Annotated in this window: 8 protein-coding genes; 2 read left to right on the top strand and 6 right to left on the bottom strand. The window is 64.8% G+C overall.

Features of this window, described 5'->3' with window-relative positions:
* Positions 1–115: 115 nt before the first annotated feature.
* Positions 116–1849 carry a diflavin oxidoreductase gene (locus tag OKA05_RS25875; RefSeq protein ID WP_264490117.1) on the bottom strand — a complete coding sequence of 578 codons (1734 nt, stop codon included), beginning with the start codon at positions 1847–1849 and terminating at the stop codon, positions 116–118.
* Between the two features lie 215 nt (positions 1850–2064).
* A complete protein-coding gene (locus OKA05_RS25870; protein WP_264490116.1) occupies positions 2065–2598 on the bottom strand; it encodes an EF-hand domain-containing protein in 534 nt (177 codons plus the stop codon).
* A gap of 144 nt (positions 2599–2742) precedes the next feature.
* Here OKA05_RS25870 and OKA05_RS25865 point away from each other — a divergent pair, with 144 nt between their 5' ends.
* Positions 2743–3720, top strand: coding sequence for a phosphatidate cytidylyltransferase (locus tag OKA05_RS25865; protein ID WP_264490115.1), 978 nt, complete (start codon positions 2743–2745; stop codon positions 3718–3720).
* On the top strand, positions 3705–4892 hold the full coding sequence (locus tag OKA05_RS25860; RefSeq protein WP_264490114.1) for a 1-deoxy-D-xylulose-5-phosphate reductoisomerase: 1188 nt from the start codon (positions 3705–3707) through the stop codon (positions 4890–4892). The genes OKA05_RS25865 and OKA05_RS25860 overlap by 16 nt, the downstream gene beginning before the upstream one ends.
* 128 nt (positions 4893–5020) lie before the next feature.
* Here the strand turns inward: OKA05_RS25860 and OKA05_RS25855 are convergent, their stop codons facing one another.
* The 4 genes from OKA05_RS25855 to OKA05_RS25840 are packed head-to-tail and all read right to left on the bottom strand — an operon-like array spanning position 5021 to position 11381.
* Positions 5021–6556, bottom strand: a complete 1536-nt coding sequence (locus OKA05_RS25855; RefSeq protein ID WP_264490113.1) for a response regulator — start codon at positions 6554–6556, stop codon at positions 5021–5023.
* Positions 6553–7140, bottom strand: coding sequence for a chemotaxis protein CheB (locus OKA05_RS25850; RefSeq protein WP_264490112.1), 588 nt, complete (start codon positions 7138–7140; stop codon positions 6553–6555). Before OKA05_RS25850 ends, OKA05_RS25855 begins: the two co-directional genes overlap by 4 nt.
* Positions 7137–7964: a CheR family methyltransferase gene (locus OKA05_RS25845; protein ID WP_264490111.1), complete on the bottom strand. Its 828-nt coding sequence runs from the start codon at positions 7962–7964 to the stop codon at positions 7137–7139. Before OKA05_RS25845 ends, OKA05_RS25850 begins: the two co-directional genes overlap by 4 nt.
* A 6-nt stretch (positions 7965–7970) precedes the next feature.
* Positions 7971–11381 carry a response regulator gene (locus OKA05_RS25840; RefSeq protein ID WP_264490110.1) on the bottom strand — a complete coding sequence of 1137 codons (3411 nt, stop codon included), beginning with the start codon at positions 11379–11381 and terminating at the stop codon, positions 7971–7973.
* Between the last annotated feature and the right edge of the window lie 99 nt (positions 11382–11480).

The raw sequence follows: 11480 nt of genomic DNA, 5'->3' as shown, positions 1-11480 counted from the left end.
GCGGTGGCGAACAAGCCCGGGCAATCCAGCGAACTCAGAAAGCGTGCCGAACACTATTGGCAAGATGCCCCAGCTACGCAAATGCCGGGCTACGCTGAGCCCCGGCTAGCCAACCTTAATAGACGTCGCGCAGGTAGCGCTTGTCCTTCTTGAGCTGGTTGACCCATGCCGCGGCGTCGTCCTTTGAGAGGCCGCCGTGTTGTTCGGCGATGGTGTGGAGGGCGGCATCGACATCCTTGGCCATGCGCGAGGCATCGCCGCAGACGTAGAAGGCAGCGCCATCCTGGAACCACTTCCAGAGCTCGGCACCGTGCTGAACCATGAGGTTCTGGACGTAGACCTTTTCCTTTTGGTCGCGGGACCAGGCGAGATCGAGCTTCTGGAGCGTGCCGTCCTTTTGGAAGGCGGTCAGCTCCTCTCCATAGAGGAAGTCGGACTTGCTGTGGGGATTGCCGAAGAACAGCCAGTTGGGGCCCTTCGCGCCGGTGGCCTTGCGCTCCTCGAGGAAGGCGCGGAACGGCGCGATGCCGGTGCCGGGGCCGACCATGATGACGGGTGTATCGCCGTTCTCGGGAAGGCGGAAGGCCTTGTTAGAATGGACGAAGACGCCCGGCTGCACGCCATTCGCGCGATCCGAGAGGAAGGTGGAGCAGATGCCGCCGCGCTTCCGGCCGAAGGTGTCGTAGCGGACGATGCCCACACACAGGTGAACTTCGCCGGGATGGGCCTTCGGGCTGGAGGCGATCGAGTAGAGTCGGGGCTGGAGCTTCTTCAGCGTGGCGACGAAGTCCTCGGCATCGGTGAAGTCGGCCGGGTAGTCGAGGACGAGATCGATCAGGTCGCGGCCCCAGCAGAAGTCGTCCCATGCCTTCTTGTCATCGGCCTGCACCAGCGAGCGCAGGAAGGGTGAGCCGCTGCGGGCCTGCCACTTCTGGATCAGCGATTTGTTCAGCGTGCCGATGTCGTAGTTGGAAATCAGCGCGTCGCGCAGGGACACCTCGCCGCCATCGGGCAGCGGGACGGTGACCTTGGTATTGAACGGCAGCGCGGCCAGGATCTCATCCACCACCGACGGCGGATTCTGCGGATAGACGCCGAGCGCATCGCCGACTTCGTAGTCGAGGCCGGAGCCTTCCAGCGAGAGAGCCACGTGGTGCGTCTGCTTTTCCCCGGGGCCGTTGAGATTGAAATTCTGGACGATCGGCGAGGGGAAGGGATTCTTCTTCGAGTAGCCGGTCTCGACTTGCTCGACTGCGGCGCCATTCGAGGAAGGCGCGCCGGCAGGGGCGAGCAGGCCGACGATGCCGTCCGACCATTGCTTGAAGGGGTCGTCGTAGTCGACGTCGCTGTCGATGCGGTTGAAGAGACGGCTGGCCCCGAGTTGTGCGAGGCGGGTGTCGAAATCGATGCCGCACTTGCAGAAGTCCGGGTAGTTCGTGTCGCCAAGGGCGAGCACCGAGAATTGCACGCCCTCCAGACGGGGCGGGGCGTCGCTGAGCAGCCAGTTGTAAAGCTCCGCGGCATTGTCCGGCGGTTCGCCGTCGCCGTAGGTGGAGGTGATTACCAGCAGGTTTTTTTCCTGCGGCAGGCGGCCCTTGTCGTAGGCGGCCATGTCGAAGACTTCCGGCTCGAAATTGCCTTTCTTGAGGGTCTTCACCAGTTTCTTGGCGAGGCCCTCGGCATTGCCGGTCTGGGAACCCCAGAGAATCGTCACCGGAACGGCGGGACCGGCCGGGGCGGCGGCAGCACTGGCGGCACCGGCCAGCAGGTTGGAAAGGAACTGGCCGAGCCAGGCGCGCTGCTCGGTCGAAAAGGGGGCGTCTTCGGGGATCTGGATGAAAGAGGACATTGAAGCGGAAAGGCTCCCGGAGCCGGGGGGCGGAACCTTAGGCGGGAGGCGGACCCGTTCAAGCGCGTTTCATGCCACCGGCAGTAGGGCGGGATGCAGAATGCTTCATCCGGAGGTGAGGGCGTCTCATGGTTCGAGGGGGCCAAATCGGACACGAAAAAGCCCGGAGGCGACGGGCGCGCTCCGGGCTCTATTGGAATCCTGTGTGTCAGCGATTATTCGCCGGCCGGAGGAGCGGGCTTCTCGCCGCCGCCTTGGCCACGGCGGTTTGGGCGGCCTTCGCCACCGGGGGCGCCTTCACCGCGGCGTCCACCACCCATGGGGCGGAATTCGGGGACTTCCTCGCCGGCGTCCTTGGCGGCCTTGATTTCCGTGGGGCTGAGCTTGCCGTCCTTGTCGGCGTCATACTTTTCGACCAGGGCCTTGCGCTTGGCTTCCAGCTCGGTCCGCATGGTGGTGCGCTCTTCGGGGCTGAGCTTGCCGTCCTTGTCGGCGTCGTACTTCTCCAGCATCTTCTTGCGGGCTTCTTCGGCCTTGGCCTGGCGTGCCTCGCGGGCGGCCTTGGCTTCGTCGGCGTTGAGCTTGCCGTCGCCGTCCTTGTCGAATTCCTTGACGACTTCCGGGGGCATGGCGCGTTCGCCGCCGCGGCGTTCGCCCCGGCCGCCTTCTGGTGCCGGTGCGGGTTCTTGGGCATGCACGGCGAGGGTGCCGGCGAGGGCCAGGGCGATCAGGCTAAGGGTCGTATTCATCGTATCGTATCGGTTGCTTGGTTGATTTCTCGGAGTCCTGCGGGTGGCCATCCGTTGTTGAGCGGGAAAACCCGGCCCCCCCGGCAAGGTTGCGCGGCGGAATGAAATTGCCTCGCCCCGCCCCGGCGTCTTGGATGCGCGCGGATGCCAAGCCCCGCCCCGGACAATTCAAAGCGTGCCGTCTTCCTGCGCCGCAGCGTGAGCACGGTGGGATTGTGGGTGGTGGTGGCGACGGCCCTCGCCAGCCGTCAGGCATGGGCCTATGTGGGGCTGGTCGGCATTCTGACCGTGATCGCCACCGTGGAATACTTCCGCATGCTGAAGGCGGGCGGCGTGAAGTGCTTCCCGCGCTACGGCATCCTGCTGGCGGTGGTCTATTCGGGGATTCTCTACTGGATGCTGCTGGGCGCTCCTGGCGCTCAGGAGATCATCATGGTTGGCCCGCATGGCGATGCGATTACCATGGGCGTGAATCGCTTCGCCGGAGGGGCTGACTGGTTCGATGGCGCCGCCATCTTCGCCGCGCTCGCCGGTTCGTTTTTCCTCCAGCTCCGCTATCCAATCCGCGGCTTGGAGGCGCTGCAGACCGTCGCATCCAATCTGCTCGGCTTCGTTTACCTTGCGTTCCTTTTCAACTTCGCGGCACGGCTGGTCTTTCTCGTCCCCGGCCCGGGCGAGGTCCCCGGTGCGATGGTGCTGCTGTGGATGATCGCGGTGACGAAATTCACCGACATGGGTGCCTACATCGTCGGCTCCATGATCGGGAAGCACAAGATGATCCCCCACGTGAGCCCGGGGAAGACCTGGCAGGGCTTCGGCGGCGCGATCTTCTTCGCGCTGCTCGCCGGCTGCGGGCTCTATGCGCTTTTCAAGGAGGACATGCCGAACTTCGCGACCGGCCTGCACGTGCTCGGGAGCTGGACCCATGTGATCGTGCTCAGCATCGTGCTCTGCTTGCTGGCGGTGGTCGGCGACCTCGCGGAGAGCGTGGTGAAGCGCAGCCTCAATGTGAAGGACTCCGGCCAGATGCTGCCGGGCATCGGCGGTGCGCTCGACCTGATCGACAGCCTCTGCTTCACCGCCCCCGTGCTTTATTTCTATCTCAAATGGATGTCGCCCTGAACGCCGCGCCGGCACGCAAGAAAGTCGTCCTGCTCGGTTCCACCGGATCGATCGGTCGCTCGACGCTGGAGGTGGCGCGGCTGCTGCCGGAACGCATCGAACTCGTCGGCCTTGCGGCGAATGGCAGCGTGGATGCGCTCGCCGCCCAGGTGCACGAGACCGGCGTGAAGCGCGTCGCCCTGTGCGATGCTTCGAAGGTGGAAATGCTGCGGGCACTGATTCCCGCGGACGTGACCATCCTCGCCGGTCCCGAGGGTCTCGCCGAACTCGCCTCGATGGACGAGGCTGACATGGTGCTGGTCGCGATCATCGGCACTGCCGGGCTTCAACCCGCGCTCGCCGCGATCGAGGCCGGCAAGGACCTCGCCGTGGCCTCGAAGGAAATCCTCGTCATGGCCGGCGAGATCGTCACCGCCGCCGCCGAACGCAAGGGCGTGAAACTCTTGCCGGTGGACAGCGAGCACAACGCGATCTTCCAATGCCTCGTCGGACACGGCGGTGGCGAAAAGGAAGTGTCGCGGCTCATTCTAACAGCATCCGGCGGTCCCTTCCGCACCTGGCCCGCGGAGAAGCTGGCGGACGTGACCTTGGAGCAGGCGCTCAAGCACCCTACCTGGGACATGGGCCGCAAGATCACCATCGACTCCGCCACGCTTTTCAACAAGGGCCTCGAGATGATCGAGGCGCGCTGGTTGTTCGGCATTGGCATGGAGCGCATCGATGTGCTGGTGCATCCGCAAAGCATCGTTCACTCGATGGTCGAGTTCATCGATGGCTCGGTGCTCGCGCAGATGAGCAAGAATGACATGTGCTTTCCCATCCAGTATGCGCTGACCTGGCCCGAGCGGGTGGCCGGCGGCTTGCAGCCGCTGGACTTCGGCAAGCTGGCGAAGCTCGACTTCGAGGAACCGCGCCACGCGGATTTCCCGGCGCTGGGACTGGCGCGTGAGGCCGGTCTTGCGGGTGGGACCTTGCCCGCCGTTTTCAATGCGGCTAACGAGATCGCCGTGGATGCTTTCGTCGAGGGTCGGATCCGCTTTCCGGATATCTGGCGCATCGTTGGCGAAACGATGCATGCGCATTCCACGGCGCCGGCCTCGTCGCTGGCGGCCGTCATTGAGGCGGATGCTTGGGCGCGGAGGACGGCTTTGGCGACGATGATGGTCTCGTAGCGGGCGCAAGGTGGTCGTGCCGGGTGGGTGCGGACCGAACTTGGAATCCGAGCGGCGAATTTTGTTGGGACCTCGCCCCGCCGGAACGGCGCAGCCGTTCCGCTACGCTTCGAATTCAAAACGTGGCCTCACGCGACCGGGGTCGCCCGCTCCTTGAGCCACTTGCTCAGGAGCTGGAGATCCGGCGGCTTCACCAGGTGCTCATCGAAGCCGGCTTGGGCGGCGAGGGCGCGGTCTTCGTCGCTTCCGTAGCCGGTCATGGCCACGACGAAGGTATCCGCCATGCCGGGCATGGTGCGCAGGCGGCGGGCGACTTCATAGCCGTCCATGCCGGGCAGGCCGATGTCTAACAACACGACCTCCGGGTTGAAATCCGGGACTGCTTCGAGTGCCGCGGCTCCCGAGTGCGCGACGCGGGTCACGTGGCCATCGAGCTCTTGCAACATGGCCAGGGTGATCGCCGCGTCCTCATTGTCATCCACGATCAGCAGTCGCAAGCTGCCGGTCTCCCGCTCTGGAGCCGGTTCCTCCGGTGGCGGAGTCACCAGCGTCACCACGGGCAGGCGCACCACGAACTCACTGCCGTGGCCGAGCCCTTCGCTGTAGGCCTTGACGCTGCCGCCGTGAAGTTTCACGAGCCGGCGGACCACCGTAAGACCGATGCCCAGGCCGCCGTGGGCGCGGTCGAGCGTGCGGCTGGATTGCACGAACAGATCGAAGACCCGCGGCAACAAGTCCGGCGCGATGCCGGGGCCATTGTCGCGAACCTTCACGAAAACGTCGTCGCCGGATTTCTCAGCGCTCAGCTCGATGCGACAACCCTTGCCGCCGTATTTGGAGGCATTGTGAAGCAGGTTGCCAAAGACTTGTTCCAGCCGGGTCGGGTCGGCATCGAGCACCACTTGCTCGTCGGGCAGATGGACCACCAGTTCCTGCCCGTGTGCGTCCGCGACCGGGCGGACCAGGTGGACGGCGGCATTGAGGATGGTGTCCAGCCGCACCGGGGTCTTGCGCAGCTCGATCTTGCCCTCGGTGATGCGCGAGACATCCAGCAGGTCATCGATCATCCGGCTCATGTTCTCGATCTGCCGCTCGAGGACCTGATTCGCATGGCCGCGTTCGTCGGGTCCGGCATTCGGCGAGCGCAGGATCCCGGTGGCATTGCGCATGGGGGCCAGTGGATTCCGCAGCTCGTGGGCGAGCATGGCGAGGAACTCATCCTTGCGGCGGTCCGCCTCGGCGAGCTTGGCATTGCTCTCGGCCAGCGCTTGGCGTTGCCGGGCGAGTTCGAGGAAGGTCGCCGCCTTGTTCATCAGGCTGTCCGCATCAATCGGCTTGGCGAGGAAATCGACCGCGCCGGTTTCGTAACCGCGGATGCGCCGCTGCGAGTCCACCGCGCCGGCCGTGAGGAAGATGATCGGCACCTTCCGCGTGCGCTCGGTGCCGCGCATCAACTCCGCCAGCTCGAAGCCATTCATCTCCGGCATCTGCACATCGATCAAGGCGAGCGCCACATCGTGGACCAGCAGCAGTTCCAGCGCCTCCTGCCCGGAGCGAGCAGTCAGGAGTTCCAGCCCGTCGCGACGGAGGAGGCCGGTCAGCGCGATGAGATTCGCTTCACGGTCGTCGACCAGCAGGAACTTGATCGGAAGGGGCTGGGTCATGGAGCGGTGGGCGAAGGTAAGGACGATGAAACGAGTAGCGAGGAGATTTCCTCGAGCAAAAGGGTTCGAGCCCCGGGGCATGCCGCAAGGGCCGCCAAGGGCATGGCGGAGCCTTCGGCGGTGTCGGGCGATTGGACGTAGGCGGCGCCGCCGGCAGCGCACACCGCCTGCAGGCCATGGGCCCCATCGCTGCTCGCGCCGGTGAGGATGATGCCGGTCAAACCATCGCCATAGGCATCCGCGGCGGACTCAAACAGCACGTCGATCGCGGGCCGCGAGTAGAGCACCGGCTCATCGCTGGAGAGGGCAAGCGTGAAATCCTGCTCGACCAACAGATGGTAGTCCGCCGGGGCGAAATACACCGTGCCGCCGCAGACGACTTCCTTGTCCTCCGCTTCCTTGACCGGGACCGCGCAGCGGGCGGCGAAGAGCTCGGCGAGCGCGCTGCGCTTGTCCGGCGGCACATGCACGGCGACGAAAACCGGGAGCGGATACCCGGCGGGCAGCGCGGGAAGGATCACCGAAAGCGCCTGCACGGCGCCCACCGAGGCGCCGATGACCACTGCGGACGGGGAAGGATTCATGCTTTCTGGTAGATCCGTTGTTCGCGGTCGAATTCCGTGAAGGCGGGGGCGTGCGTGGAGAAGCGCAGGCTTTCCTTCGCACCGATACCAAGAAATCCCCGGCGCGCCAGCGAGTCCTTGAACAAACCCACCGCGCGGTCCTGCAGCTCGCGGTTGAAATAGATCATCACATTGCGGCAGGAAATCAGGTGTGTCTCGGCGAACACCGCGTCGGAGACCAGGCTGTGGTCGGAGAAGACGGTGCGGGCGCGCAGCTCCTTGTCGAACTTCGCGTGACCGTAGGCGGCAGTGTAGTAACGCGAGAGCGAGGTCTTCCCGCCGGCGCGGCGATGGTTCTCGGTGAACAACGCGATGCGGTCCAATTCATAGACGCCGGCCTCGGCCTTGCGCAGCGCATCCACATTGATGTCGGTGGCGTAGAAGATCGTCCGGCTCTCCAGCCCTTCCTCGCGGAAGAGGATGGCGAGCGAGTAGAGCTCCTCGCCCGCGCTGCAACCGGCGACCCACACCTTGAGCGAGGGATAGGTCCGCAGGTGCGGCAGCACGTGCGTGCGCAGCGCGAGGAAGTACGAGGGATCCCGGAACAGCTCGCTGACTTGCACGGTGAGATAGGGCAGCAACTGCGAGACGAAGCTCGGGTCGTGCAGCACCTTGTGCTGGAGCTGGGAAAAGCTTGCGCAGTGGAAGCGGTCGCGCGCCTGCACCAGCCGACGCTTCAGCGAGGCGGGCGAGTAGTCACGGAAGTCGTAGCGCGACTTCTCATGGATCGCCTCGAGCAGCAGACGCAGCTCGAGATCGTCGGACTGGGTGGCTTCGGATCTCATGTCACGTCAGCGGGGCATCCACACGCGGATCAGGGACAGCAGCTTCTCCACATCGAGCGGCTTGGAAAGGTAGTCGTTCGCACCCGCGGCCAGGCACTGCTCCTGATCGTCCTTCATCGCCTTCGCGGTGAGAGCGATGATCGGCAGCCTGTTCAACTCCGGACGCTTGCGGATCTCGCGCATCGCGGTGAAGCCGTCCATCTCGGGCATCATGATGTCCATCAGCACCAGATCGATCGGCGGGTGATTGCGATCGAGGGCGGCGAGGGCTTCGCGGCCATTGCGGGCGATCTGTAGCTTCACGCCGCGGCCTTCCAGCAGCCTGGTGAGGGCGAAGATGTTCCGCACGTCGTCCTCCACGATCAGGATCTGGCGGCCCTCCAGCGCGGCATCGCGATTCGGCGACTGCGCGAGGATGCGCTGCTTCTCCGGCGGAAGGTCAGCCACCACCTGGTGCAGGAAGAGCGAGACCTCATCGAGCAAGCGCTCCGGAGACTTTGCTCCTTTGATGATGATGGAGCGCGAGTAGCGCCGCAGCCGCTGCTCTTCATCCGGATCAAGTTCGCGACCGGTGTAAACGATCACCGGCGGGAAGGAGTAGATGTCCTCGGTGCTGAGCGTTTCCAACAGCTCGAAACCGGTGGAGTCCGGCAAGCTCAGGTCGAGCACCATGCAGTCGAAGGTGGATTCCTTCAGGCGTTGGAGGCACTCGGCGGCGGTGCGGGCGGCGATGGTTTCCACCTCCGCGGAGCCCAGCAGCTTTTGCATCGCATCCGCCTGCACGGGGTCGTCCTCCACCACCAGGATACGCTGCATCTTCCGGGTGAAGCGGGACTCGAGCTGGCGGAAGGCATCGACGAGTTGCTCGCGCTTCACCGGCTTCAGCATGTAGCCGGCGGCACCGAGCGCGCGGGCGGTCTGCATGTAGTCGCTTCCGGAGACCACGTGCACCGGGATGTGGCGCGTGAGGGGATCGCCCTTGAGCTGCTCCAGCACGAAGAGGCCGGAATCGTCCGGCAGGCCGATATCCAGCACCACGGCGCCCGGCCGATGTTGGCGCGCGAGATCGAGGGCGTCCTTGGCGGTTGGGGCGATCAGGCATCGGAAGCCCATCTCGTGGGCGAGATCGGCGAGGATCTGGGCGAACTTCTCGTCGTCATCCACCACCATGATCACGCGGTCTCCCGCGGCGAGCGCGTCGCGGTCATCGGGGAGCTGGACGGTGACAATGGTGTCGCGAGCCTTGGTGGGCGCGGGCTCTGGCAGAGGGTAGGTGGTTTCCACCACCATTGGTCCGGAGTGCACTGCGGGCACGATCACGCTGAAGGTGCTGCCGTGGCCCGGTTCGCTCACCAGAGTCATCTCGCCGCCGAGCAAGCGGGTGAGTTCGCGCGAGATCGAGAGCCCCAGGCCGGTGCCGCCGTACTTCCGCTCGGTGGTGCTGTCCGCCTGTTGGAAGGGCTCGAAGATCAGGCGCTGCTGCTCCGGTGCGATCCCGATGCCGGTGTCCTGGACCGCGAAAGCGATCTTGCCCTGGCCGGCGGGCTTCACGGTCAGCGACACGCTGCCCTTTTCGGTGAACTTCAGTGCGTTCGAAAGCAGGTTCTTGAGGATCTGCACCAGCCGCTGGGAGTCGGTCACGAAGTAGTCCGGGGTGCCGGGGCTGACCTCCATGGTGAGGTGCAGCGACCGCTCGGTGGCGATCGGCTCGAAGGTGGCGCGGAGACCTGCGACCAACTCGGCGGGTTTGACGGCGGCTGGCTTGATCACCATGTGTCCGGCTTCGATCTTCGCGAGATCCAGCACGTCATTGATCAGCTCGAGCAGGTCATTGCCGGCGGACTCGATGGTGCGCGCGTATTTCACCTGCTCCTCGTTGAGGTTGCCGGCGCGGTTGTCGCCCAACAGCTTGGCGAGGATCAGCGAGGAATTGAGCGGCGTCCGCAACTCGTGCGACATGTTGGCGAGGAAGTCGGACTTGTAGCGGCTCGCCTGCTCCACGATGCGCGCCTGGCTTTCGAGCGCGTCCTTGCTTCGCTGAAGTTGGTCCTTCTGGTCTTCCAGTGTCTGTGCTTGTTCTTCGAGCTGGGCATTCGTCTGCTCCATCTCGACCTGTTGCAGTTCCAGCCGTGCCTGCGACTCGCGCAGCGCCCGGCCCTGCTCTTCCAGCTCCTCATTCGAGACGCGCAGCTCCTCGCTCTGGGCCTGCAGCTCTTCCGACTGCTGCTGCGTTTCCGAGAGCAATGCCTGGAGGTGTTCGCGATAGAGGGCGGACTTCACCGCCACCCCGATCAGCTCTGAAATCTGGCGGAGAAACTCCTGCTTCTTTTCATCCAGCGTGTGAAGGAAGCCGAGTTCGACGACCGCGTTCACCAGATTGTCGGTGGATGCAGGAAGGATCAGCAGGTGGCGCGGCCGGCCCTGGCCGAGTGCGGAGCCCACGGTCAGGTAGTTCTCCGGGACATCGTCGATCCGTTGCGGCGTCTTCTCCACCACGGCCCGCCCCAGCAGGCCCTCGCCGGTGGCGAATTGCTCCGGCACGCCTGCGTCCAGCGGCACGCCGGTCATCGCCACCCGCTTGAAGTGGCCTTCGCGCCGGGCGAAAAAGGCACCGGCGTGGGCACCCACGTAGCGGGTGAGGAATCCAAGGACGCCCTCTGCCAGCGAGTCCAAGGTGCGCTCTCCGGAAATCGCTTCGGCCAATTCGAGTCTTCCCGTTTGCAGCCATTGCTGGCGCTGGCGTTGGACCATCGTGTGCCGCAGCAGCGAGGCCACGATGATCGACAGCACGATGCCCAGAATCGGAGTGGCGATTCCATTGGCGAGCGCCACCCGGTGCGCCTCTTCCATGCCGGCGATGCGAAGTTGGCGCACGCGGTTCTCCTCATCCTCCATTTCCGCGATCTTCGCGCGGAGGTCATCCATGGTCTGCTTGCCACGATTCGTGACGACCAAGGCTCGCGCCGCCTCGAAACCATCGCTGCGGCGAAGCGTCATCACTTCGGCGAGTTCGGAGAGCTTCGCGGCCACCAGCACTTCCACGTCCGAGAAGAAGCGCTTTTGCACGTCGCTTTCCTCAGCGAGATCCCGCAGCTCCTCCATTTTCGTCTCAAGGCTCCTCAGTGCGGCGTGGTAAGGCTGGAGGTAGGCCTCATCCCCGGTGATCACGAAGCCCCGCTGGCCCGTTTCGGCGTCCTTCATCAGCGTCACGACCGTCTCCAGCGCGGTGATCACGTCGTGGGTGCGGGTCACCTCCCGGAAGCCCTGGCGGAGGGCCTCGGTCTTGCGCTGGGCATTGTAGCCGCTGGCGATGAAGAACAGCAACGCCGCGGCCAGGCCGACATAGAGGGGCAGCCTGCCTTGGGCGGACTTCGTCTGGGTAGGGGACGCGGACGGAGAAGGGGGAGTGTTAGGCATTGAAGGAGTGAGGCCGCAAAGGAACCCATTTGCCGGGATTCGTCAAATTCCGTGGAGCGATTGCAGAATGACCGCCCGAGGTGGTTCCGAAAACGAAGT

The sequence above is a fragment of the Luteolibacter arcticus genome (genome assembly GCF_025950235.1).
Taxonomy (GTDB): Bacteria; Verrucomicrobiota; Verrucomicrobiia; order Verrucomicrobiales; family Akkermansiaceae; genus Haloferula; species Haloferula arctica.
Note: the sequence above shows the minus strand (reverse complement) of the source record. Positions and strands in the feature narration are given on the sequence as shown.

Coding starts and splice junctions, on each gene's coding strand:
- OKA05_RS25875 (WP_264490117.1), bottom strand. CDS start 1,849: ATGTCCTCTTTCATCCAGATCCCCGAAGACGCCCCCTTTTCGACCGAG.
- OKA05_RS25870 (WP_264490116.1), bottom strand. CDS start 2,598: ATGAATACGACCCTTAGCCTGATCGCCCTGGCCCTCGCCGGCACCCTC.
- OKA05_RS25865 (WP_264490115.1), top strand. CDS start 2,743: ATGCCAAGCCCCGCCCCGGACAATTCAAAGCGTGCCGTCTTCCTGCGC.
- OKA05_RS25860 (WP_264490114.1), top strand. CDS start 3,705: ATGGATGTCGCCCTGAACGCCGCGCCGGCACGCAAGAAAGTCGTCCTG.
- OKA05_RS25855 (WP_264490113.1), bottom strand. CDS start 6,556: ATGACCCAGCCCCTTCCGATCAAGTTCCTGCTGGTCGACGACCGTGAA.
- OKA05_RS25850 (WP_264490112.1), bottom strand. CDS start 7,140: ATGAATCCTTCCCCGTCCGCAGTGGTCATCGGCGCCTCGGTGGGCGCC.
- OKA05_RS25845 (WP_264490111.1), bottom strand. CDS start 7,964: ATGAGATCCGAAGCCACCCAGTCCGACGATCTCGAGCTGCGTCTGCTG.
- OKA05_RS25840 (WP_264490110.1), bottom strand. CDS start 11,381: ATGCCTAACACTCCCCCTTCTCCGTCCGCGTCCCCTACCCAGACGAAG.